General features: G+C 42.0%; 26 protein-coding genes. 9 read left to right on the top strand and 17 right to left on the bottom strand.

What is annotated here, in order from left to right:
* Positions 1-35: 35 nt before the first annotated feature.
* Positions 36-1,235 carry a saccharopine dehydrogenase family protein gene (locus MHZ92_RS00490; RefSeq protein WP_239429533.1) on the top strand — a complete coding sequence of 400 codons (1,200 nt, stop codon included), beginning with the start codon at positions 36-38 and terminating at the stop codon, positions 1,233-1,235.
* A 17-nt stretch (positions 1,236-1,252) separates the two neighbouring features.
* Positions 1,253-2,395 (top strand): carboxynorspermidine decarboxylase, encoded by a 1,143-nt coding sequence (gene nspC / locus MHZ92_RS00485; protein WP_239429532.1) that lies wholly within the window; start codon positions 1,253-1,255, stop codon positions 2,393-2,395.
* 38 nt (positions 2,396-2,433) lie between these two features.
* Here the strand turns inward: nspC and MHZ92_RS00480 are convergent, their stop codons facing one another.
* The 6 genes from MHZ92_RS00480 to argC form a co-directional block, all read right to left on the bottom strand.
* Positions 2,434-3,042, bottom strand: coding sequence for an FMN-binding negative transcriptional regulator (locus MHZ92_RS00480; RefSeq protein WP_239429531.1), 609 nt, complete (start codon positions 3,040-3,042; stop codon positions 2,434-2,436).
* Between the two features lie 133 nt (positions 3,043-3,175).
* A complete protein-coding gene (locus tag MHZ92_RS00475) occupies positions 3,176-4,126 on the bottom strand; it encodes a stalk domain-containing protein (protein WP_239429530.1) in 951 nt (316 codons plus the stop codon).
* Between the two features lie 125 nt (positions 4,127-4,251).
* Positions 4,252-5,397: an acetylornithine transaminase gene (locus MHZ92_RS00470; protein ID WP_239429529.1), complete on the bottom strand. Its 1,146-nt coding sequence runs from the start codon at positions 5,395-5,397 to the stop codon at positions 4,252-4,254.
* A complete protein-coding gene (argB, locus tag MHZ92_RS00465) occupies positions 5,394-6,173 on the bottom strand; it encodes an acetylglutamate kinase (protein ID WP_239429528.1) in 780 nt (259 codons plus the stop codon). Before argB ends, MHZ92_RS00470 begins: the two co-directional genes overlap by 4 nt.
* A complete protein-coding gene (argJ, locus tag MHZ92_RS00460; protein WP_239429527.1) occupies positions 6,136-7,362 on the bottom strand; it encodes a bifunctional ornithine acetyltransferase/N-acetylglutamate synthase in 1,227 nt (408 codons plus the stop codon). The genes argB and argJ overlap by 38 nt, the downstream gene beginning before the upstream one ends.
* A gap of 13 nt (positions 7,363-7,375) precedes the next feature.
* The gene (gene argC / locus MHZ92_RS00455; protein ID WP_239429526.1) at positions 7,376-8,410 is read right to left on the bottom strand and encodes an N-acetyl-gamma-glutamyl-phosphate reductase; all 1,035 of its coding nucleotides are present in this window, start codon (positions 8,408-8,410) and stop codon (positions 7,376-7,378) included.
* Positions 8,411-8,607: 197 nt separating this feature from the next.
* Between argC and fabI the strand changes: the two genes are divergently transcribed.
* The 4 genes from fabI to MHZ92_RS00435 all read left to right on the top strand — a co-directional run bounded on the left by fabI (position 8,608) and on the right by MHZ92_RS00435 (position 12,539).
* The gene (gene fabI, locus MHZ92_RS00450; RefSeq protein WP_239429525.1) at positions 8,608-9,387 is read left to right on the top strand and encodes an enoyl-ACP reductase FabI; all 780 of its coding nucleotides are present in this window, start codon (positions 8,608-8,610) and stop codon (positions 9,385-9,387) included.
* An 80-nt stretch (positions 9,388-9,467) separates the two neighbouring features.
* Positions 9,468-10,370 (top strand): DoxX-like family protein, encoded by a 903-nt coding sequence (locus tag MHZ92_RS00445; protein WP_239429524.1) that lies wholly within the window; start codon positions 9,468-9,470, stop codon positions 10,368-10,370.
* 56 nt (positions 10,371-10,426) lie between these two features.
* On the top strand, positions 10,427-10,984 hold the full coding sequence (locus MHZ92_RS00440; RefSeq protein ID WP_239429523.1) for a DUF4166 domain-containing protein: 558 nt from the start codon (positions 10,427-10,429) through the stop codon (positions 10,982-10,984).
* Positions 10,977-12,539 (top strand): YndJ family protein, encoded by a 1,563-nt coding sequence (locus MHZ92_RS00435; protein WP_239429522.1) that lies wholly within the window; start codon positions 10,977-10,979, stop codon positions 12,537-12,539. The genes MHZ92_RS00440 and MHZ92_RS00435 overlap by 8 nt, the downstream gene beginning before the upstream one ends.
* A 145-nt stretch (positions 12,540-12,684) precedes the next feature.
* On the opposite strand, the gene argH is transcribed toward MHZ92_RS00435, so the two are convergent.
* On the bottom strand, positions 12,685-14,007 hold the full coding sequence (argH, locus tag MHZ92_RS00430; protein WP_239429521.1) for an argininosuccinate lyase: 1,323 nt from the start codon (positions 14,005-14,007) through the stop codon (positions 12,685-12,687).
* A gap of 156 nt (positions 14,008-14,163) precedes the next feature.
* On the opposite strand from argH, the gene MHZ92_RS00425 reads away from it, so the two are divergent.
* Genes MHZ92_RS00425 through MHZ92_RS00415 form a run of 3 tightly spaced genes read left to right on the top strand, consistent with a single transcriptional unit; the run spans position 14,164 to position 16,280 of the window.
* Positions 14,164-14,730: a branched-chain amino acid aminotransferase gene (locus MHZ92_RS00425; protein ID WP_239429520.1), complete on the top strand. Its 567-nt coding sequence runs from the start codon at positions 14,164-14,166 to the stop codon at positions 14,728-14,730.
* A 53-nt stretch (positions 14,731-14,783) separates the two neighbouring features.
* A complete protein-coding gene (locus tag MHZ92_RS00420; protein ID WP_239430051.1) occupies positions 14,784-15,683 on the top strand; it encodes a TRM11 family SAM-dependent methyltransferase in 900 nt (299 codons plus the stop codon).
* A gap of 30 nt (positions 15,684-15,713) precedes the next feature.
* Positions 15,714-16,280, top strand: a complete 567-nt coding sequence (locus tag MHZ92_RS00415; RefSeq protein WP_239429519.1) for a hypothetical protein — start codon at positions 15,714-15,716, stop codon at positions 16,278-16,280.
* A gap of 64 nt (positions 16,281-16,344) precedes the next feature.
* Here MHZ92_RS00415 and MHZ92_RS00410 read toward each other — a convergent pair whose 3' ends face one another.
* The 10 genes from MHZ92_RS00410 to MHZ92_RS00365 form a co-directional block, all read right to left on the bottom strand.
* The gene (locus MHZ92_RS00410) at positions 16,345-17,271 is read right to left on the bottom strand and encodes a hypothetical protein (RefSeq protein WP_239429518.1); all 927 of its coding nucleotides are present in this window, start codon (positions 17,269-17,271) and stop codon (positions 16,345-16,347) included.
* A gap of 90 nt (positions 17,272-17,361) precedes the next feature.
* Positions 17,362-17,883, bottom strand: coding sequence for a GNAT family N-acetyltransferase (locus MHZ92_RS00405; protein ID WP_239429517.1), 522 nt, complete (start codon positions 17,881-17,883; stop codon positions 17,362-17,364).
* 107 nt (positions 17,884-17,990) lie between these two features.
* Positions 17,991-18,326 carry a MazG nucleotide pyrophosphohydrolase domain-containing protein gene (locus tag MHZ92_RS00400; protein ID WP_239429516.1) on the bottom strand — a complete coding sequence of 112 codons (336 nt, stop codon included), beginning with the start codon at positions 18,324-18,326 and terminating at the stop codon, positions 17,991-17,993.
* A 22-nt stretch (positions 18,327-18,348) separates the two neighbouring features.
* Positions 18,349-18,810, bottom strand: a complete 462-nt coding sequence (locus MHZ92_RS00395; protein ID WP_239429515.1) for a hypothetical protein — start codon at positions 18,808-18,810, stop codon at positions 18,349-18,351.
* A gap of 5 nt (positions 18,811-18,815) precedes the next feature.
* Positions 18,816-19,307 carry a GyrI-like domain-containing protein gene (locus MHZ92_RS00390; protein ID WP_239429514.1) on the bottom strand — a complete coding sequence of 164 codons (492 nt, stop codon included), beginning with the start codon at positions 19,305-19,307 and terminating at the stop codon, positions 18,816-18,818.
* Complete coding sequence (locus tag MHZ92_RS00385) at positions 19,288-19,875, bottom strand: DJ-1/PfpI family protein (protein ID WP_239429513.1); 588 nt, start codon at positions 19,873-19,875, stop codon at positions 19,288-19,290. Before MHZ92_RS00385 ends, MHZ92_RS00390 begins: the two co-directional genes overlap by 20 nt.
* Positions 19,868-20,437, bottom strand: a complete 570-nt coding sequence (locus MHZ92_RS00380) for a GNAT family N-acetyltransferase (RefSeq protein ID WP_239429512.1) — start codon at positions 20,435-20,437, stop codon at positions 19,868-19,870. Before MHZ92_RS00380 ends, MHZ92_RS00385 begins: the two co-directional genes overlap by 8 nt.
* A 23-nt stretch (positions 20,438-20,460) precedes the next feature.
* Positions 20,461-20,955 carry an NUDIX hydrolase gene (locus MHZ92_RS00375; RefSeq protein ID WP_239429511.1) on the bottom strand — a complete coding sequence of 165 codons (495 nt, stop codon included), beginning with the start codon at positions 20,953-20,955 and terminating at the stop codon, positions 20,461-20,463.
* Between the two features lie 21 nt (positions 20,956-20,976).
* A complete protein-coding gene (locus tag MHZ92_RS00370) occupies positions 20,977-21,486 on the bottom strand; it encodes a GrpB family protein (RefSeq protein WP_239429510.1) in 510 nt (169 codons plus the stop codon).
* A 35-nt stretch (positions 21,487-21,521) separates the two neighbouring features.
* On the bottom strand, positions 21,522-22,793 hold the full coding sequence (locus tag MHZ92_RS00365; RefSeq protein ID WP_239429509.1) for a serine hydrolase domain-containing protein: 1,272 nt from the start codon (positions 22,791-22,793) through the stop codon (positions 21,522-21,524).
* Positions 22,794-22,870: the final 77 nt, after the last annotated feature.

Raw genomic sequence — 22,870 nt, 5'->3', positions numbered from 1 at the left:
GTAGGATACAAAAATATTAATGGGTGGTGTTTTGATTGGGTAAAGGGTTAATTATCGGAGCAGGTGGAGTAGCAAGTGTAGTTGTGCATAAATGTGTACAAGTTCCAGATGTGTTTGAAGAAATTTGCATCGCGAGTCGTACGAAATCGAAATGTGATGCGTTAAAGGAAAAGCTTGACGGAGGCCGGACGAAAATCCAAACTGCGCAAGTCGATGCGGACAATGTGGATGAATTGGTTGAACTGATCAACAGCTTCAAGCCTGATATCGTCATCAACGTCGCGTTACCTTACCAAGACTTGACAATCATGGATGCTTGCCTTGCAACAGGTGTCCACTATTTAGATACAGCAAACTATGAGCCGCTCGACACGGCGAAGTTTGAATATAAATGGCAATGGGCATACCGTGAGAAATTCGAAGAAGCAGGACTTACTGCAATCCTAGGCTGCGGCTTCGATCCAGGCGTCACAGGCGTCTTCTCCGCTTATGCGCAGAAGCATTATTTCGATGAAATCCATCAGATTGATATTGTGGACGCCAATGCGGGTGACCATGGTTATCCTTTCGCGACAAACTTCAACCCAGAGATCAACATCCGTGAAATCACGGCAAACGGCCGCTACTGGGAAAATGGAGAGTTCATCGAAACACCACCACTTTCCGAAAAACGCGTTTACGATTTGCCTGAAATCGGTCCAAAAGATGTATACCTTCTCTATCACGAAGAGTTGGAGTCGCTTGCACAGAACATTAAAGGCATAAAGAAAATCCGTTTCTGGATGACATTCTCCGAAAAATATTTGACTCATTTGAAAGTGCTCGAAAATGTAGGCATGACATCCATCGAGCCGATCAATTTCGAAGGACAGGAAATCGTGCCATTGCAATTCCTGAAGGCGGTTCTTCCTGACCCTGCTTCCCTTGGACCGCGCACAAAAGGAAAAACGAACATCGGTTGTATTTTCCAGGGTACGAAAGATGGCAAAGAGAAGACTTATTACGTCTATAACGTATCCGACCATCAAGAGTGCTACCGCGAAGTCGGTTCCCAAGCGATTTCCTATACGACTGGCGTACCAGCGATGATCGGTGCGATGCTCTTACTGAAAGGTGAATGGAAAAAGCCTGGCGTATACAACGTCGAGGAGTTTAATCCGGATCCATTCATGGAAGCATTGAACGAATACGGTCTGCCTTGGCAAGAAGATTTCAACCCAGAGCTGATCGATTGATAGGAGGTATGCGACAAATGAAGTTAAATTTCGATCCGAACGCAGTCCCCTCCCCTTCCTATGTAGTCGATGAAGGGCTGTTAATTAAAAACTTGGAAGTGCTGAAATCGGTAATCGACCGGACAGACTGCAAAATTTTACTAGCCCAAAAAGGGTTTTCGATGTTTTCAGTTTATCCGTTGATTGGCCAATACTTGGACGGAGTCACATCGAGCGGATTATTGGAAGCTAAATTAGGTTTTGAAGAAATGGGGAAAGAAGTCCATACGTACTCTCCGGCATTCTCAGAAAATGATTTTGAAGAGATCATGTCCTATTCCGACCACCTCGTATTCAACTCGTTCGATCAATGGAGACGATTCAGGGACAGAGTGAAAAGCTATCCGAAGCAAATTGAATGCGGCATTCGGATTAATCCCGAATACTCGGAAATTGAAGTTGATATGTATAATCCTTGCTACACTTTTTCACGCTTTGGAGTGACGCTAGAGAATTTTGAACCAGATGAGCTGGAAGGGATTAGCGGTTTACATTTCCATACGATGTGCGAGCAGAACTCTGATACACTGGCTCGGACGATTCAAGTCGTCGATGAAAAGTTCGGCAAGTATTTGAAAAACATGAAGTGGATCAATTTTGGCGGCGGCCATCATATTACCCGTCCCGATTATGATCTTGACTCACTAATTGACTCGATTATGTTCATGAAGAACAAATATGGACTTCAAGTTTATTTAGAACCGGGTGAAGCGATTGCATTGAACACTGGTTTCCTTGTTTCGACCGTGCTCGATACGATGCATAACGGCATGCCAATCGCTATTTTGGATACATCGGCTTCCTGCCATATGCCTGACGTGCTGGAAATGCCATACCGCCCTGAAATTGCTAATGCAGGCATGCCGAATGAGAAGACCCTCACGTACCGATTAGGAGGACCCACATGCCTTGCAGGTGACGTTATCGGCGATTACTCATTCGATCAGCCGTTAAAGCCTGGCGATAAGCTTGTCTTCGGTGACATGGCCCATTATTCCATGGTGAAGAATAACACTTTCAACGGGATGGAATTGCCGGCGATTGTATTAAATACTGTGGAGAATGGCCCTAAAATCATAAAAGAATTTGGTTATGAGGATTTTAAAGAACGATTATCATAATCAAAATTAAAGCTGCCTGCTAAATTGGGCAGCTTTTTCTATGACTTCCTGTTCTTCATCACTTTCGCCATTTGACGCGAATTGCAGTCTTCTTCCTCATTCAGCTTATCGATTATGTTGTTATAGTCTTCGTCATTTCGATTTTGGCTTAATTTATAGGCAGCTTGAACTTCTTGGACCTTAATTTTGAAACCAACAATCCCTTTTATTTGTTTTTTCGTTTGAGTAGATAGCGTTTCCCATAAAACCGCACCCTCTCGATGATGCTCGTATTTTTGCAATAAGAATGCAAGATCTTTTTCCAACTCTTCCTCACTCAGAACAGAAGCTGCTCCATATACGTGCACTGCTTGGTAATTCCAAGTTGGTACATTTTCATGGTCATACCATGAGGATGAAATATAGGCGTGTGGACCTTGAAAGATCACAAGGACATTCTCATCCTCTAACGTTTTCCATTGCGGGTTCGCATTCGCCATATGCCCCGTTAGAAAGTAAGTCTCTCCTTCTTTCATTAGCTGCAAAGGCAAATGAGTAGCAATCGGTTTTCCTTTTTCTGTTGTGATAAGGATGCCAAACGAGTTTTCTTGTATAAAGTCCCACACTTCGTCAACACTAGAGACCTTAAAATACTTTGGAATGAACATAGCCATCCACCTTCCATAATTTATTAGAACGTTATGTCCATTATCTCAATCCCTTGGATGTTTTGACTAATTGAAATAGTGACAAAAAACCCGGAATACTACTTTTTCTAAGTAGCTCCCGGGGATAGTACTATTATTGATTACCAAGAAGTGTTTCGAGTAATTCCTCGGATACATACGTTTTATTGCCACCGATCAACTCTGGTGCAATGATGAAATGTTGGACACTCTTATTAATTTCATAACTCTTTTCTCCACGGGAAATTGTAATGGAGAGGTTCCCTTTAGTAAGAAGTGCACCATTCGTTTTTGGCTGGGAAAGTACGAAGTAACCGAGCTCCTCTGACACTTTTCGTAATGGAATCATCTTGACGCCATCTTTCATATAATGATCGTTTTCAATGATGTCTAGCACTGTCTCAGGAATTTGGTGATTATCTTCCTCTTCAACCGTTCCCTCATCCGTCAATGGATCTAATGCGATGATTTTCGTTGGAGAAGTTTTTGGAGGCAAGCTTTTCGTTGTCATCGAGTAAAACACGACAAGCTCTTTTCCTTTCAAATCCTCCAATTCAATTTCCTCGCCTTGTTGGTTCAATAACGCGGTATCATCACCAATGTTAAGTTTTAATTCTTTGTCCAAGCTGAGGAAGTCATCATCGAATTTACCGACTTTCACACTGCCTGGCTTTTCTTCATCAATGACGATGAACAACTCTGGAGTGATTTGAGCCGGATAGATTAAAATCATCGGCTTATTTTTATCGTAATAAGCCTCGACTTTCATCCCCTCTTTCAACTCACCTTGTTTCATTTTGTTAGCTGTTCCGCTGTTGAAAAGCAGTGTTTCATCGTGAATGCGGAAAATGGTAATTAGCTCTTGATCGTTTTCAACAGTAACCATCCGTTCATTTTCCTTATTTTCGATACTTGTAATCACCCCTGCAGCTCTTACAAATTCGGAAGGATCCTGCACTTTTTCGCTTTCCACTTGAGTGACCTTATCGTTCGCCAGAACAGCATATGGGGACCATACGCTTCCTGCCAAGAATACTGTTAATGCTACCGCTCCGAATTTTTTCATATTCTCTCTCCTCATTTCGAGTTTTCAATGAATGAGACGGAGATCATTGGAAATAGTTTCATTATTAGTATGACAAAACGGATCTCATCAGTTATAGAGATCCGCTTTTGTTTATTTATTCGTATTTATATAGTGATTGGCGAGAGCAAAATCGAAGTCAAGATATCAACCGCTTGATCGATTTCCTGTTCAGTTACAGTTAATGGAGGAAGCAATCGGATGACATCGGTACCTGCTTGAACGACGAGCAATCCTGCTTCTTCCGCTTGGCGAACGTAAGGCGTAACGTCTTCCTTGCAATCTATGCCGATGAGGAGTCCTTCGCCACGGATGTCAAACTTGTCGCTTGGCAAGGTCTTCTTCAACTTTTGACTCAAAGCTTCAGACTTTGAACTGACTTCCTTCAAAAACTCTTCCTCAAAAACATGATCTACAACAGTTTTAGCAACCGCTACCGCAAGCGGATTTCCTCCAAATGTTGTGCCATGTGATCCAGGTCCGAATGAGTCGAATAAATCGGCTGTTCCGAGCATCGCTCCGATAGGAAATCCTCCTCCCAATCCTTTGGCAAGAGTCATAATGTCCGGTTGCAATCCAGTCTGTTCGTATGCGTAACGAGTGCCTGTTCTTCCGATGCCTGTTTGCACTTCATCGACGATGCATAGAATTCCTTTCGACTTGCAAATGTCTGTAATGACTGATGCGAACTCGGGAGTGACAGCGTGGATTCCCCCCTCGCCTTGGATCACTTCAAGCATGATGGCCGCTACATCATTATCAATCGCAGCTTCCAATGCTTCCGGATCATTGAACGGAACCGTCTTGAACGTTGCGAGCATTGGGCCGAAACCTTGCTTAATTTTATCTTGACCCGTCGCTGCCATCGCTCCAAATGTCCGGCCATGAAACGATTGACTGAATGTAATAATGGTCGATTTGCTCGTATGTTTCCTTGCGAGTTTAATCGCTGCTTCATTCGCTTCCGCTCCGCTGTTGCAAAAGAAACTATGGGAAAAATGAGTGTCTTTCGTTAGAGTTGCTGCAAGCTTCTCCTGCTCCGGACTTTCGAATAAATTCGAAACATGCCAAAGCTTTTCGCTTTGAAGCTGGATGGCCTTGACGATTGCAGGATGCGCATGCCCGAGACTGACGACAGCAATGCCGCTTGTAAAATCAAGATATTGTTTGCCGTTCTCATCTTCTACGACTGTACCTTTGCCTTTTACAAGATGCACGGGTCGTCTTGCATAATTGTTGAATAAAGAACTCAACTGAATACCTCCTCAAATCCGATCGTCGTGCCTCCCAAATGCTGATCAACGATTTGGACGGAAGGGACCCCTGCATCGAGGCAGTCCATAGCGGCATTCACTTTCGGAATCATTCCACCATAAATATCGCCAGCTTCAATCCAATTCGCAATTTCAACCGGAGAGACGGCCGTTTTAACTTCATTTTCAATCTTGATGCCAGGTGTATCCGTTACAAAGATGAGGCTAGTCGCATGAATCGCGAGTGCAATCTTACTTGCGACTGTATCTGCATTTATATTGAGTGGTTCTCCAACTTCAGTTGCTCCAATGCAAGATACGACAGGAACCACACCTGCAGCTATCAATTTCTCTAGCAAGCATTCATTCACAGCCTGGATATCACCAACGAAACCGTATCTATTTTCATCGAGTAGTGTACACGTCATTAGTTTACCATCGAAACCGCTTAGACCAATTGCCTCGATGCCTTCACGGTTTAGCTGATGGACGAGCAATGGGTTAACTTCCCCAATTAATACATCTCTCACGACCGAAATTGCCTTTTCACAAGTCACTCGTATACCATTATCGATAGTGGAATCAATGGAGTTCTTCACTAGTGCCGCATTGATGGAAGGACCCCCTCCATGGACGATGACAATGTCATTGCCTTCACTTTGTAATTTGTGGAGTTCCTTAAAAAAAGCGCTTTTCAACCCTTCGAGCATACTGCCCCCGAGTTTAATGACAATTCGATTACGATCTGTATGAAGCATTGATTTGGACGTAGTCATATGTCAAATCGCACCCCCATGCTATTCCTTGACCGCTTCCTTTATTCAGCTCGACGAAAATTTTCACTTCGGGCTGTTTTAAATAAAGAAGCAGTTCCTCTTCTGAAAAGCCAACTGGCTCGCCATCTTTTACAACAGTTGTATCCCCAATTTTAATCGAGATTCCTAGAGGATCGATGGACGCCCCACTATATCCAACTGCCGCAATAATCCTACCCCAGTTTGCGTCGCAACCGAAAATCGCCGTTTTAACGAGGGGAGATCCGACAACCGTCTTCGCAATTTTTCTAGCTTCCTCGTCTGTGACTGCCCCGCTCACTTCAACTTCAACAAGTTTCGTAGCCCCTTCGCCATCCTTTGCAATCATCTTTGCAAGGTCTTGTGCAACGGCATGCAACGCTTGCATGAATACACCCCAGTCAGGATGATCCGGACATAAAGGTTCATTTTCTGCCATTCCGTTCGCTAGGACGAGGACCATATCATTAGTCGAAGTATCTCCATCGACTGTTATGGAATTGAAAGTCAAATCGGTCACAGTTTTCAATGCATCTTGCAAATGTCCAGTGTCGACTTTGGCGTCTGTCGTTATGAAGCCGAGCATCGTTGCCATATTCGGTTCGATCATTCCCGAACCTTTGGCAGTTCCTGCAATCGTAATTTCCTTGCCATCGACTTCCACACGGTAGGCGGTATTTTTCGTAACTGTATCTGTCGTCAAAATCGCTTGAGAAAATTGGATAGATCCTTCCAATGTACTTGTAGGGTTTAAGTTTTCGATCCCTTTAAGCACAGGTTCCATATTCAATTTTTCCCCAATGACTCCAGTTGACGCGACGCCGACCAAATTAGGTGCAATGCCGAATTTTTGAGCTGTTTTCTCCTGCATCGTGAGCGCGTCAAGCATGCCTTGCTTCCCTGTCACAGCGTTGGCGTTGCCGGAATTGATGATGACCGCCTGCATTTGACCGGTCTTTTTCACAACATCCTTCGTCACAACTAGAGGAGCTGCTTGGATGGCGTTCGTCGTGAAAACGCCCGCCACGCTTGCGGGAACTTCACTGAGCAATACCGCCAAATCGTATTTCTTATGCTTCAATCCGCAGTGGATGCCTACCGCTTTAAACCCTTTAGGTGTTGCAATATTATTCCCTGAAATACGTTTCAATTGCTGAACAGCTACCGCCATACCAATTCCTCCTTTAAATGAATAATGGCACTTGGGTCAAACCAGTCGTTTCATCCAACCCGAATTGCACATTCATATTTTGGACCGCCTGCCCGGCAGCCCCTTTCACCAAGTTATCAATAACAGAAACAATCGTCGCCCGATTCGTCCGTGGATCGACTTTTACATGGATATCACAATAGTTCGTGCCGGACACTTGTTTCGTGCAAAATTTCGTCGCTTCATTCATAATCCTCACAAAGGAATGTGTTGAATAATAGTCTTGTAAACAATCAACAAGATTTGTTTCCGTAACGCCAGCATTGACTGGCGCGTAGCTCGTCGCCATAATCCCTCTCGTCATGGGCACAAGATGTGTCGTAAAGGTCACTGTTGTTTGTTGACCTCCAAATAGGTGAATACCTTGCTCAATTTCAGGGATGTGCTGATGCTCATTGATTTTATATATCGAGAAGTTTTCATTCGTTTCACTGAAATGCGTCATCGGTCCAGGCGTATTCCCTGCCCCCGACACTCCGCTTTTCGCATCGATTATCAGTTGTGATGCATCAATGAGGCCTTCTTTGATCAATGGCAATATAGGGAGAAGCGCAGCGGTCGGATAGCAGCCAGGATTGGCGATGAGCTGAGCATTTTTGATTGTCTCAGAATTCCACTCCGTTAAACCGTAAGCACTTTGAATCAATGCATCCTCAGGAGCAGGTGTTTTCTTATACCACGTTTCGTATTCACCAGCATTCTTCAACCGGAAATCTCCAGACAAATCGATTAGCTTCGGTCCTTCCCCGAGGAGCTGCGGCAATAAACGGCTCGTCACCCCTGCTGGTGTGCTAGCAAATAATACATCATAGCCAAGCAATTGACCTGGATCGATTTTGAGAAGAGGTTGATCATACAAGTTTTTCAAGTGCGGAAACTTGGTAGAAAACAATGTCCCTTCGTCAGATGATGTGTATAAATCGATTTGCTCCACTTCCGGGTGATTATGTAGCAAGCGGATCAATTCAAGTCCACCATATCCGGAAGCACCGATGATTCCTATCTTCATGTCTCCACCCCTTTTGTCGTTAAAAGTAGTATACGTATGTATAAATATAAAGTCAACTGCATTTTTATAAATAGTTACATGGATTTAATTCTACGCCGAGGAATTGGAGTTTTGAATTACAGCAGAGTGTGCTATAATTGGTTTATTATCAGGTACTAATATAAGGTAATAGTTTTCTACCGATGGAGGAGGTTACTATGGAAGATTTATTGAAGCTGAAAGGCAAAAACATAGTTGTTATGGGTGTAGCAAATGAGCGCAGTATTGCATGGGGAGTAGCGAAGTCCCTTTTTGACGTCGGGGCGAACGTTATTTTCACGTATCGTAAGGAACGGTCACTAGCGAAGCTTGAAAAAGCATTGGAAAGCAACGGACTTGAGCCGAAGATGATTGTTCAATGTGATGTCAATGAAGACGAGAGCATCCGTAATGCATTTACATTGATCGGTGAAAAGTTTGGAACAATCCACGGGATTGTCCATTCAATCGCATTTGCGCATGCGGAAGATTTGAAAAATGAATTTGTGGAAACGACGAGAAGCGGCTATGCATTCGCACAAGATTCGAGCTCGTATTCATTAGTAGCAACAGCAAGAGAAGCACGTCGGTTCATGACAGAAGGCGGATCGATCATTACGATGACTTACTTAGGCGCTGAACGTGTTCTCGATGGCTATAACGTCATGGGAGTGGCGAAAGCTGCACTTGAAGCTTCCGTCCGCTACTTAGCAAATGATCTAGGAAAAGATGCAATCCGTGTCAATGCGATTTCTGCGGGTGCTGTCCGCACTCTTTCTGCGAAAGGCGTACCTTCCTTCAATACGATTTTAGGGCAAATCGAAGAAAAAGCCCCTCTGAAACGCAATATTACAAACGAAGAAGTCGCGAAAATGTCAATTGCGATGTTAAGCGATCTTTCAAGCGGAGTAACCGGTGAAATTATTTACGTTGATGGTGGCTATCATATAATGGGATAAAAAAAGGAGCTTAGCGGCTCCTTTTTTTTGTTACGAAACATTCTTTTTTCAAAATCGTCTTACTAATGAGGTGAAGCCATTTGAAAAAGAAGCCGATTTATGTCGAAATTGAGATTGATGCTAGTGTTGATGAAGTTTGGAATGCTTCACAAGACCCGGACTTACATTCGCAATGGGACTTACGGTTTTCCTCCATTACTTATTTGCCGAAAAAAGACGATGAGCCACAGAAGTTTACATACAAACGGAGCGTCCCTCCCCTCTTTACAGTGGAAGGCTGGGGGAAAAGTACGGGGACAATTAATAAAGAAGATGGTACCCGTTCATCTTCCCTCCACTTTGGAACAAAGCAATGGATTTCGCCGATCAAGGAAGGAAAAGGGTATTGGAAATATGCACCCCTCCAAAGGGGGACAAAATTCCTGACTCAATATGATTACGAAGCAAATTTCGGTTCGTTCGGAAAAGTGTTCGATGCGTTCATCTTCCGCCCGCTCATTGGCTGGAGTACCGCCATCAGCTTCGATGTGCTGAAAAGATGGCTAGAAAAAGGTGAGGCTCCGCGTTCCCAATACTTACGGTTTTTCACGACATATGGGCTTATGATCTTGTTTGCATTCATCTGGCTCTATCATGGACTCATTCCAAAAATCATCGGCAGGCACCCTGAAGAGGGGCGGATGTTAGCTGGAGCACTTCCCATAGACGATTCTCAAGTAACAGCAATCATAAATGGCATCGGAATCGTCGAAATGCTGTTCGGTGCTCTTTGGCTTGTTTATAAGAAGAAAAAACATTTATTTGCCCTACAGCTAGTCGTTTTTCCATTGCTCACTATTGAAGCGCTTATTGCTGCTCCCGAAGCGGCCATCCATCCTTTCAACCCTTTGACGTTCAATCTATCTTTGTTTGTCCTATCACTCATCGGGTATTTTAGTAGCGATGACGTACCGACGGCTAAAAGTTGCAAAAGGAAAAGGTGAGCAAGTTGTCTATTTATAAAAAAGTGCTTGGCAATGACTTTAATCGTTTACATCCGATGTTACAAAAGCGTTATGCCCTTGACGTTGATAGTTCATTTAAAGCAACAGGTATCATGAGGGAAATCAAAGGCGGACCTAAATGGCTCTATCCCCTTTTCCGGCTTGGTGTCAACTGGAAGCTGCTGTTTCCAGAACGGGGTAAGAATATTCCTTTTTCAATTAAAAATACGTCTCGGCTTGGGATAAATGGCGAGAGTCAAATTCATTGGGAACGCATTTTTCATTTTGGAAATAAGAAACGTTTTTTCAATGCGTTGATGAGTTTGGATGAGACACGCGGTGTCATTAAAGACTATCTCGGGGAGCCTCCTTTGGTTTATTCAGACTTGGCTTTCGATGTGCCGGAAGATGGCTCACTGACAATTCATTCATTGAATCAACGCCTTGTTCTCGGGAAAATTGAAGTGCCGCTGCTGAAACTTTTCCATGGTTTAGCAACGGTGACAGAACGTTTTGATGAGGCAAAAGCCGTCTATCGTATACATGTGACTGTCCGGAATCCATTAATAGGGCATCTGTTTTCCTACGAAGGGGAGTTTGTCGAGGATGCGTAAATTTGTACTTATTCACTTTTTATTATTTTTGATTATCGCTGTTTTCAGCAAACATCCATGGCCTTTCTTAATGCTCACCGTTGCACAGATAGCCTATGTACCGATTGCTTTGCGTTTCGTAATGCGCCGTACAGATTGGTTAGCTAAATACTATTTATACTTGGCGATTCCTGCTTATATTTCAGTTGCAAGCGTCCAACTATTTTCACCTGAATGGGCCGCCTATCCGGCATTTATTTATTACGCGTTCACAGTAGTAATTGCGCTAAACGGTTTGTCCCGGTTTTTACAACGAGGGTTTACAAATATCGAAGAATTTTCAATTGATCTCGGGTTAATGTACATAGCGCTCGGCGGTGGTTGGTATTTTGCCTATGTTGCGGATATCGATACTGGCTTCACCCCGTTATTGACGTGGCTTACGGCGATTCACTTCCATTACTCTGCATTTCTATTGCCTGTCTTTATTGGACTTCTTGGCAGGCTCAATAAACCGCGTTCCTATTCGATTTATAGCGTCCTATTATTGGCTGCGCCGATGGTTGTTGCAATCGGCATTACATTTTCACGTTGGATTGAGTTGTTTTCGGTCATCTTATACATCGTCGGATTGGCTGGAATAATTTCGCTTGCCTGGCGAACTCGCTTCCCGAACAGGCTCCAAAAATGGCTCGTTGGCATTTCATTCTCATCTTTAGGTGTGACGATTTTGTTCTCTGTCCTGTATGTACTCGGGAATGGCTTTGGGCTCACTTCCGTTACGATCGACTTTATGCTCCGCTTTCATGGCATTTTGAATTGCATCGTCTTTGCGTTAATCGGTATTGTTGGATGGTCTTTGTCCATTCCTGCTTCCGTTTACGAAGAACCTAGTTTTCCAATCAGTCGGATAAAAGGTAAACAGCGTGTTGATGAGCTTGGCATATCAGGCAGACATAGTGGACTTGTCGATGACATGAAACATTATGGGATTCGCGAGGTATCTCCTCGAATAATTGATTTTTATGAGAACACGATAGAATACCGGTTGTATGCCACTGTTCGTTGGCGTAAATGGTTTATGCCATTTGCTTTTCTTTATTCATTTATCAGCAGGAAAACGGAGCAGATCAATTTGCCGATCCATCAAAGAGAGGTCGAAATGACAGGTGACATTATTACGCTTGACACTGAGGTAGATGGAAGACCTGCCGTCCGCGCATGGATCCGAAAGGTGGAAAATAGCTATGCATTCATTGCCCTTTATTCGCACCATCGATCGAGTACTGACAAGGAGTTCATGAATATCGCACTGCCCTTACCTTTTTCAACAATGACCGGCGTTTTGGAGTTGATTGAACAAGGAGAAGACTTACAACTGACGAGCAAGAAAACCGATTCGGCATCAGATGCAGGAATTTATTTGTCTTCAAAGCTAGGAAAGTATTTTAGACTGCCGCTTGAGGAAAACTTTGTCGTTCGGGAAGAGGTAGATGGTTCGTTGATGGCAAAGCATGAAATGTGGATTTTTTCGATACCATTTTTGACGATTGATTATAGAATTTATCATTCATAAAGAAAGCCAGAGGCATTTTCCTCTGGCTTTAGAATGTTATTTGCTTGGAATGAATTATTTTGAGAGCAGTCAGCCTTGCTTTGGGCGCGGAACGCCTCACTTTGGGCGCGGAAGCATTCCTTACAAATTCACACCAACTTCATTCTCAAATTTCCTTCATTAACCCCTTATTCCCTTTTGTCAAAATGTTTTCGTAATCGATATAGTCGTAAATATCATCCGAAATCTTATCACTGAACGTTGACAGTTCTTTTACTGTCAAATCTTCGATTGCCTTCTTCTCCGCTTCGCAATAAATGATGATCTTCCCGACGATTTCATGAGCATCGCGGAACGGTGTGCCTTTCGCTACTAAATAATCGGCCACTTCCGTTGCATTCAGGAAACCGGCTTTAATCGCTGCTTTCATATTGTCCGCATTCACGTGTAATGTATCGATCATTTTTGACATGATTTCCATGCAATCCAACACTGTGTCGAGCGCGTCGAAAAACTGCTCTTTATCTTCCTGCATGTCTTTGTTATACGTAAGCGGCAACCCTTTCAATGTCGTTAATAAAGCAAATAAGGAACCGTACACTCTCCCCGTTTTCCCACGAATCAATTCCGCAGCATCCGGATTCTTTTTCTGCGGCATGATGCTGCTCCCTGTCGAGTACGCATCTGCCATCGTAATGAATTTGAATTCTTGGCTGCTCCATAAAATGAGCTCTTCGCTTAAACGGCTCATATGCATCATGATAATGGAGAAGTCGGACATGAGTTCTAGCATATAATCCCTGTCGCTCACACCGTCGAGGAAATTATCGACCGGTTTCGAGAATCCTAATAGAGACGTCGTAATCTCGCGATCAATCGCATGCGTCGTTCCGGCAAGTGCACCGCAGCCTAACGGATTTTCATCGAGCAGCTCGAGTGCATTGGCGATACGTTTTTTATCACGCTTGAACATTTGCTCATAAGCGCCTAAATGATGTCCAAATGTGACGACTTGTGCACGTTGCAAATGTGTGTAGCCAGGCATGATGACATTATTCGCTTTTGCTTTTGCATGCAACGAATCGATCAGCCCCTGGAGCCCGTCCATTACTTCGACCGCTTTATTCTTTGCATACAGTCGCATATCGACCGCCACTTGGTCATTCCGGCTTCGTGCGGTATGTAGTTTCTTCCCCGTTTCTCCGATTCTTTCCGTCAAGTGCATCTCGACGAAGGAGTGGATATCCTCGTAGTCCCCTTCAATGACAAGCTTGCCACTGTCGATATCATGCTCGATAGATTTCAGCCCTTGAACGAGCAATTCCCCTTCCTCAGGTGTCAGCAAATCTGTGTGGACAAGCATCGTTACATGCGCCAAGCTCCCTGCGATATCTTCTTTGTATAATCTATAATCAACAGGTAGCGATGTGTTGAACTGCTCCATTATTTCATCTGCACGACTTGTAAAACGTCCTCCCCAAAGCTTCATGTATAATCAACCTCACTAATGTATTTTTATTCAATACATTGTATTATAATAAATTTACCATTCAATTGCAATGAAATCTGGTATTTTCAACTCATGAATAACAGGCATGGGGAGCATGAATTGAGGTATACTGGTGAATGAAAAGGAGTGTCTTTTATGTTGAAAGAGAAAATTGCAAAGCAAGTGGCGGAAAATGCGTCCGTTCCCCTCTTCCCGATTGAGAAGGAATACGCCGTCAAACAAGGACTGATTACTGATCAAAAGGATATTAAAGATAAAGAATGGAGTTTCCCAGTCATTGAAAGATGCTTAAAAGAGACTGAGGAAGTAATTAAGGAAGAAAACGAGTCGTTCATGAGTAAGCCCGCCTCTTATTTCTCCAAAAATCCCGAAGAGTTTTTGTATGTAGAATCGGATGCTTTCGAAACGATCGGCGTCGATGGAATCGCCTTCGAAATGGATGATGTTTTTGAGACGCACACGATCCTATTCGGATTAAAAGTGCAAAAGAAGTGGGGATCTTTTCTGAAAGATTATGTAGAAGCGAACGTCGGCTCGAAAACATTTAGTGCGATGTTTTCCGACAAGGACGGTCTATGGGACATCAATGTACCGCTCGATAACTTGGAAGGTTTCCAAAAAGAAATGCCTTTAACAGATACAATAGATCTTGCCTATCAATTCATCTTCAAATTGCTTGAAGCGATTGAGGCAGCAAATTGAAGCACGCATTCGAAGTGGAAACTCAGGAATTCATCTACACATACGTCCGGCAAATGGACGAGCATGATCTTTGTCGTTTGGAAATGAGAGCTTTTTTCGGGTATGACAGTCCGTCAAACGTCATCAGAAGCAACGTAAAAATCGATCCGAGCAGAAGCCCATTCATGAAGGAGCGTCTCGAAGTTCTGTTTTCCGGAAACGATATAGACGAATTAATAAGGCAAGCAGCTGAATTTGTAACCCATAAAACATTTAAGGTGACTTGCCTAAACTCGATAGCCCTCGATACGACTGCTAAACTACGCCAACCAGAAAGGCGCAGCATGGTGCGGCAAATCGGTGAAGCGATTCAAGGGGAAGCAGAATTACTGGAGCCCGAAGTGAACTTTGGAATCGTCTTGCTAGAAGGGATATGGCATTTTGGAATTCTTCAGGAAAGCGAACCGATTTGGCGCTATCATATGAAAAAACCGCATATGTATTCCACTGCACTGAGCACACGAGTTGCTAGAGCCGTCACTAATATTGCTGTTCCGCATCCAGAAGGGGTTCGCGCAATCGATCCGTGCTGCGGAATCGGAACTGTTTTGGTAGAGGCACGCTCAATGGGAATCGACATCGTCGGCAGAGATATCAACCCTCTTGTCTGTCTTGGCTCCCGGAAGAACCTCGCTCATTTCGGGTTGGAGGGGGAAGTTGTAAAAGGGCCTATTGCCGAAGTGACAGATACATATGATGCGGCGATTATCGACATGCCTTATAATCTATTTACACATATTACCGATGAAGGACAACTAGACATTTTGAAAAATGCTAGACGGATTACGTCGAGATTGGTTGTCGTGACGATTGCGCCATTGGATCATATGATTGCAGAAGCGGGATTTAAGATTATTGATCGTTGTGTAGCGAAAAAGGGGACGTTTAAACGACAAGTAGTTGTTTGTGTATAAATGGGGAATGTTCTAAAAGGGGTGGAGTCAATGAGGAAGTTTGCAGGTGTTTTGTTTCTTAGCTGTTTGATTCTTTTAGCCGGATGTAATTCCATTTCAAAATATGATGATGAAGATGTTGCAGCCATTGTTCGAGGAGAAGAAATAACGGTCGGTGAACTGCGTTTTTTATATCCTGACGATAAAATTCTAGATAGTCTTGATGGAATGATCAAAGCAAAATTAGTCGAACAAGAAGTGATGAGAATGAAGCTTGATGTCTCTGAGAAGCTTCAGGAAGTACAGGCCTCCGAGAGTTCAATTCGTGATTTTTATCCGCCTGAAGACGATGATTCCGAAACGGCAAAAAATATTCGAAATTTAAATGAATCCCAAGCTAAAAAGCTGGGAATGGAGCCAAGTGAGTATTTTGTAAAGCATACCCTAGCATACCGCGAGTCAGGTGTTTATCTACTTGCCTATGTGGACAAAATGATAGGCGAACCAATGCTTTACGATGAAGACTTTGATATTAATGAATATAATGCAAAAGGAAATCAGGTATTGGATCAATTAGTGGAAGAAAATAAGGATGAGATAGAGATATTTATTAAGTAAATCTATCTACTGAAAGGCAAGTATTGATAAAATATCTATTCTTGCCTTTTTAGTATTACTTTTTTCAAGCTTCCGATTTAACTTCATACATATACAGTTCATCATCGTCCAAAAACAGCAGCATATTCTCCCGGTTGTTAACTAATTGCGGTTCGACAGGCAAACCATTCGGCTTTATCAGCTCGATGTTCTGGACAATCTTAAATTCATCGCCTTCAAGTTGCAACTCAAAAAGGAACCGCCGTCCCCATCTACCCTGATACCCAACGACCGTCTCCCCGTCTACCGCAAACGACTGAAAACCCATACCTTCAAGTGAATAATAGACTGTCCGCCCTTCTTTTCGTACACCAATCTTCGAATCAATACTGAAATAAAACCAAATCCTTCCGTCCGCGTCACTATTTAGCGCCAAACACTCAAAAATGGAATATTCCTTGTCCTCTTCTAGCGAATCTAACTTATGGCCAAATGCATCCCAGCCAACGAGCCCGCTGCGGCCAATCGGCTCTTCCCAGCCATAATTACCAATAACACCTTCGTCAAAATACCCTGTCCAAATCTCCTGGTTCTTTGTCACGTACACATGCTCAATCCCATCGCCTAAACAAAATGATCGGATCAAATGCCCATTCTTATCATACACACGTGCGTTTTCTTCAATGTTCTCCGCATTATGGTAATACGACCGCGCACATACCAGCATTATATGCTCGTCGTCAATCGGCAGTATGTAATGATAATTCCATGTCTCTTCTGGCAAATGCAGCACCGTCTTCTGCCCGTCCTTCAGATGGATGACTTGGTAACTGTAGCTTTCTTCTGTAACCGTCGCAGGGAAACTGCCGTTGATTAAAGGCGGCTGCTCTTTCGCCAGCAATACAAAGATATCGTTATGATGGCCGATTGCGATTGAAAGCGGAGTCGCTTGTTTAAGCTCTTCATGCAGATTAGCTAAGGGAGTTACAGGTATTTGGACTGTTGGTTTCATTTAATTTCAACCGCCTTTACTGGAATCGACTTACCGACTTCCGCAAATCATGAAAAAAGGACTCTACCGTTATTGCTTCTCTTTCGTTGATTAATATGATAATTTATTTGTCCATGTATAATTAACAAATCTACACTTCTTACCATTCATTTCAAATTCTTCATCACTGGTTTCCGTGTGCTTAAATCCGTTTTTCTCTAACACTTTTTGAGATGCTATATTATTGGTTGTTGTTTTCGCCTTAACTTGATTTATACCTAACTCTGTCATTGTTCCTAATAACAATTTCAATGCTTTTTTAGCAACGCCTTTTCCAGTATGGTGTTGTCCAACTCTATATCCCAGATGACCGATTTTTTGGGACAGATCAATATCTATCAAATTGATTCTGCCAAGGATGCAATCGTTTTTATCTTTAATAAGATAGAACAACGAAATTCCATCAGCTTGTTCTACTAGTAAGGTTTTATGCCTATTTTTAAATACGTCTGGGTTATAATAGTCATCTCCACGAGTTGGTACCATTTCCTCGAAAAAGATTCTATTTTCAAGTTCAAATGTATATAAGTCCTTCTCATCTGTGTCCTTTAACTTCTCAATTAAAATTTCCATCTATCCTCCCCCCAATCAATTCAATACTGATGTTCCTCTTCCTCCACCCTATTTTCACGCCACCATATAATCTCGAAAAGAAGAGTTTTAATCTTTCCTGCGGAACGTCATTTTTCTAGTTTATTTTGTATAACTAAAAACTCTCCTAAATTGGGAGATTGATTATATTTAATCGCAGCTTGCTTGTCTTTTTCGATAATGGCTTTTGTTAAATCAATTTCATTGATACTGGCAATGGCTACTGCGTAATGTATGACGTCAACTAACTCTTGTTCTAGCGAAGTATTCGATGTACTTGATTTTCGGCCTTCTAACTGGTTTAGGACCTCTGCCACTTCACCTACTTCTTCCACTAGTTTCATAAACAATCCCGATGACGTGCGACCTTCTTTGTATTTTACTGCTAAATAACTTTGATAGGCTTGAAATGTTAATGGGTCCATTAATACGTCCTCACAATGCTTATTATTTATGCTCATACAATCTATCCAAATAGACGGTTTCGATTTTTAGACCGTCGCTTGTCTTGTTTAAAACAAAAATATGACGTGAAATACCATTCATATAGATATCGGAAGGAGTAAGCACTTTCATATCCAACAACACATCATACACGTAGTCGCCTTTAGACCAAAACTCTGGATCACTCGTCAATTCCATGCCTACCAGTTTGATGTCCTGAATCTCATGAATCCCTTCCTTGCTAGCTTGATTTTCACTGTCTTTTAAAAATGATAACAAATGCTCCTTGTCTTCTGAATCGAAATTGTGGAGCTCCACATATTCATCCCACTTATGTGATTTTTGATATTCGATAGACTTTAGGATTAGTGTTTCTGCTTCATTTTTCTTGAAAAGAAAAAATCCCGAAACGGTTACGAGTGAAACGATGATCACTGCCAACGCTGTTCTTTTGATGTAAATCACCTCAATTACGCTCTCTTGCTTATCGGGATTAAGATGTCAAAATGAGGTTTATTAACATCTCGATCATACGGGTATCTTTCGTGTTTGATCGGCAAACGATCGTAATATTCAACATTAGGCTCCCTATACAGTTCATAGTCACTTTCCTGCAGCCATTGAAAGATGTTGTCATACGACTGTCCAATGTTTTGATCTTTTTCATGATGAATCATTACATACGTCATTTTAGGTACATTAATTTCAATCATTCCCTCAGGGAGCTGTTGTTCTTCGCTTACCTCATATACAGAATAATGAACAAACCCATCAGGCCTTAGGTGATAGGACAGTCCTAATTGCATTTTTGGATTGATTGCATATTCTAACTCCTCTACTCTATTGCTCATGCCCATAATAATGTTTTTCAACGTACTTACTTCTGAGTACGGGCCGTCCCATTTTAAGCCGATTGCACGATATGCAGGTATCTCCACTATTTCATAACGAAAGTTTTTCATGCGTATTCCCCTTTGTAAATATAGTTTGGTACCATCCCTTTTGATACGTTATATTCATGTAATCACCAAAACTGAAAGCGAACTCAATAAACGCTGAACCCCTTGCTGTAATAATGGTATCGTCTACAACTACATTGGTATCCACAAAGTTCTCTTCGATAAATGTGCCTAAAAACTCTCTTTGGTCTGCAGTTAACCCCGTCGTATACTTTTTGTCGGCCAAAACACCACTCATTGATAAGAAGTATGGGGCACTAGAAATCGCACCAATTAAACGTCTTCCATCGTTAACCTTACGTAAAAAAGAAGAAAGCTCTTTGTGGTTAACGAGGTGTTCAAAATCATCGACGCCAGGTAACACAATACTATCGAGCATTTCTAGATCAAAATCATAGATAGTCGTTTCGGGTACACAACGTAATCCTGCTTCTCCTATTACCACTTCACTATCTAAACCGATATAGACCACTTGCTTTCCACCTTGTTGTAATACGGACAGCAGCACTGAAAGTTCATATTCACTAAATCGGGGATATAACAAAACACCTGTATATTTTGCTTCAACCAATCTCTATACCTCCTTGTCCGGTTTTTCCCCACTCATGTTCTAAAATGCTGTATAAGAGAGAATCACGCCAACCGTCTTTTAGTAATAAATTCTCACGTATCCTCCCTTCCTTACTCATTCCCACCTTCTCTAATACTTTTGATGAACCAATATTTCTCGGGTCACAAGTCGCAAAAATGCGATGTAGACGTAAATCATTAAAGCCGTATGCTATTAATAATTTCGCTACTTCTGTCGCAAATCCCTTCCCCCAATATTGAGGATTCACTATGTATGCGATCTCACCGACTTTATTGGAATAGTCTCGAATAGTTATCTCACCAGCACCAATCATATCTCCGCTTTCTCTAACAATGATTGCGAAGACAAATCGGCTCCTCGGTTCTTTTTTTGCATCTATGAGAACTTGTTTCACGAAATCCTTGGATTGTTGCTCTGTATTGGGTCCCCAAGGCTGGTACTGACAAACCTTTTCTTGTGAGGCATATTTATGAACATCTATCCAATCTTTTTCTTCCATTTCTCGAAGAGTGATTCTTTCGCTTTGTAGGTTATTGATCACATTGCTCCCCCCATTAGCTCCGCCTATGGCAAAACTTTTTCAGTGAAGAAACTTTTATAATATCCTAGAGTCGGAACCACTAAACCATCGTTAAACATACTTTTGAGTTCCAAGATTGAAACCCATTTAGCATCTATTACCTCTTCCGGCTGAAGCACGGTTTCTTCAATCGAAAAATCATGATGAAATAACCAGACATCACGAAAATCATTTTTGCGTCTATCGCTTTTTATCAATTTCCCTTTGTCACTTGGTAGATTGATCCCGATTTCTTCTCTTACTTCCCTCAATGCAGCGTCCAGACTACTTTCTCCAGCTAAAGCAGAGCCTCCAGGGCATTCCCACATGTTCGGATAATGCTTATCCGGATGTCGTTTCGCTAACAAAACCTCTTGTTTACTATTAACAATCCAGATTGAGACGACCAAATGATAGTCTCGAGCAGGAAGAGGTTTTCCTCGCTCATGGATCCTTCCAGTCCTAATTCTATCTTTATCATAAATATCCCAAAGCTCCACGAAAATCCCTCCAGTCTATGGTCATTGGTTTTCAAACCAACTCAATGCACGTTTTTCCAATTCCATAACAAAAGGCTTTTTTGCTTTGCTGTAAAAAGCTGTATCATCATATCGTTGAGCTAATTCTTCTTTGAAATTTGTATATCGTTCAACTTCTTCCGGACGATTTCTCAAATAATCTCGCAATACTAGATGTCGATGGATTTGTAAGTTATCATGCTGATAAACATGAATGTGGTGAGTTCTGTTTTCTCCGCCCTTACGAAATAATCGTCTGCCTTGAATTCCCCACTCGCCAGCAACGTCATATCCAAACAAACGCATCTTCTCATTAAACGTATCGATTTTCTTGATATCTTTTACGAGACACATCATGTCAATGACAGGTTTTGCTTTCATGCCCGGTACAGAAGTACTCCCAAAATGTTCAAATTTAATGATTTCATCCCCGAGTATCCCTCTCAAAAAAAGAGCTTCCTCATGAAACATTTGAATCCAATTTTCATCATACGCTGACAATCTGACTTTCAAGTAAATTCCCCCTTGCTTTTCGCACTGATAGAGCCCTAATTTATGGAGTTTCCCCTCGTATATCCGAAAAACGACATTTTACCGTTTTCGTTCTCAACAATGCTGTATGGCTCGATTTGATCAAAGTATCTTCTAGCAAATTTCCCTTCACCTACTGGGTAGATTTCAATATGAAGATTGCCAGCGAACCTCGTAAAATATAATTTTCCAATTATTAATTCCACTACGATCTTATCTTTCAAGTATGTTCCGCAATACTTTTCAAGCTCACTTTCGCTAGAAGGGAGCTCTTTATGTTTTGTCGGAGCCGCTACCTCAACATGATGCAGAATATCCGAAATTGCATTGCCCAATCTGTACTGATTTATCGCTTCATTATTAGAAAGTATGATGATGCAAAGATCTTCATCAAAAAAATTCTGCATATACGTGCTGATCCCTAGGTGATCGCCTCCATGTGAATATCTATCTGTGCCGTAAACATATTGATGCTCCAGTCCATAGCAGTAATTGTTTTCATTCACGCTAAAAAACCTAGCATACACTTTGCTGGACAGGAGCTTCCGATCCCGTAAACAGGTATACCATTTGTACAAATCCCCACAGTTGGAAACAATTGCACCTGCACCGATGCTAAATTTCTCATTAAAATACGGACTTTTGATCGTTGCATCAAAGTCTTTCACGTAATTACATGATCTGTTTTTAATCGGCTTACAACCGTCATCAATTTCGCTGTTCATCATCTGTAAAGGTAGGAATATATGATTTCTTACAAAATCACCGTATGTTTCTCCTGAAACATTTTCAATGATCCACGCAAGCAGATTATAATTCGAGTTATTGTAATCAAATACCGTACCCGCTTGCTTTGTAGGCTTTTTATTAATATATCTGTGGAAGAAATCGTTTCGCGAATAATCCATTCTGTTGTAACGAGCAAAGAAGTCATCTTCGAAGTTTGTGAAATTATATAAACCGGAAGTATGTGATAATAAATGATGGACAGTGATTAATTCGTCAATTTTCATATGAGCAGGGAGGTAGTATTGTGCAGATTTATCGATGTCCAGCAGTTTCTTATCGTAGAGGAGCATAATCGCAAAGGCTGTAAATTGCTTTGACATCGAGGCGATAGAGAAGCGCGAGTTTATATCATTTTTGATTCTAAACTCGATACTTGCATAGCCGTATGCATCTTCAAATAGCACTTCCCCTTTGTTAGTTACTTGAATAACTCCGTAAAAGTCCCATAATTCTAGATATTTTTCAAGATATGTTTCTAGTTTTAATCGCAATGCATCCATAAAAATCACACCACCTCACTATTTGCATTTCCTTCAGAATGTATTGACAATAGTAAATATAATATTAAACTAAATTG

This window comes from Sporosarcina sp. ACRSL (assembly GCF_022346605.1).
GTDB lineage: Bacteria > Bacillota > Bacilli > Bacillales_A > Planococcaceae > Sporosarcina.
The sequence above is the reverse complement of the archived record's forward strand: the minus strand, read 5'-3'. Positions and strand labels throughout refer to the sequence as shown.

Bases quoted from the DNA above. Each gene is read 5' to 3' on its own strand.
- MHZ92_RS00435 (WP_239429522.1), top strand. From the start codon at position 10,977: ATGCGTAAATTTGTACTTATTCACTTTTTATTATTTTTGATTATCGCT.
- MHZ92_RS00390 (WP_239429514.1), bottom strand. From the start codon at position 19,307: ATGAAAAACTTTCGTTATGAAATAGTGGAGATACCTGCATATCGTGCA.
- MHZ92_RS00410 (WP_239429518.1), bottom strand. From the start codon at position 17,271: ATGAAACCAACAGTCCAAATACCTGTAACTCCCTTAGCTAATCTGCAT.
- argJ (WP_239429527.1), bottom strand. From the start codon at position 7,362: ATGGCGGTAGCTGTTCAGCAATTGAAACGTATTTCAGGGAATAATATT.
- MHZ92_RS00365 (WP_239429509.1), bottom strand. From the start codon at position 22,793: ATGGATGCATTGCGATTAAAACTAGAAACATATCTTGAAAAATATCTA.
- MHZ92_RS00400 (WP_239429516.1), bottom strand. From the start codon at position 18,326: ATGGACCCATTAACATTTCAAGCCTATCAAAGTTATTTAGCAGTAAAA.
- argB (WP_239429528.1), bottom strand. From the start codon at position 6,173: ATGACTACGTCCAAATCAATGCTTCATACAGATCGTAATCGAATTGTC.
- MHZ92_RS00420 (WP_239430051.1), top strand. From the start codon at position 14,784: ATGGACGAGCATGATCTTTGTCGTTTGGAAATGAGAGCTTTTTTCGGG.
- MHZ92_RS00405 (WP_239429517.1), bottom strand. From the start codon at position 17,883: ATGGAAATTTTAATTGAGAAGTTAAAGGACACAGATGAGAAGGACTTA.
- MHZ92_RS00415 (WP_239429519.1), top strand. From the start codon at position 15,714: ATGAGGAAGTTTGCAGGTGTTTTGTTTCTTAGCTGTTTGATTCTTTTA.
- fabI (WP_239429525.1), top strand. From the start codon at position 8,608: ATGGAAGATTTATTGAAGCTGAAAGGCAAAAACATAGTTGTTATGGGT.
- MHZ92_RS00440 (WP_239429523.1), top strand. From the start codon at position 10,427: ATGTTACAAAAGCGTTATGCCCTTGACGTTGATAGTTCATTTAAAGCA.
- MHZ92_RS00480 (WP_239429531.1), bottom strand. From the start codon at position 3,042: ATGTTCATTCCAAAGTATTTTAAGGTCTCTAGTGTTGACGAAGTGTGG.
- argC (WP_239429526.1), bottom strand. From the start codon at position 8,410: ATGAAGATAGGAATCATCGGTGCTTCCGGATATGGTGGACTTGAATTG.
- argH (WP_239429521.1), bottom strand. From the start codon at position 14,007: ATGAAGCTTTGGGGAGGACGTTTTACAAGTCGTGCAGATGAAATAATG.
- nspC (WP_239429532.1), top strand. From the start codon at position 1,253: ATGAAGTTAAATTTCGATCCGAACGCAGTCCCCTCCCCTTCCTATGTA.
- MHZ92_RS00475 (WP_239429530.1), bottom strand. From the start codon at position 4,126: ATGAAAAAATTCGGAGCGGTAGCATTAACAGTATTCTTGGCAGGAAGC.
- MHZ92_RS00425 (WP_239429520.1), top strand. From the start codon at position 14,164: ATGTTGAAAGAGAAAATTGCAAAGCAAGTGGCGGAAAATGCGTCCGTT.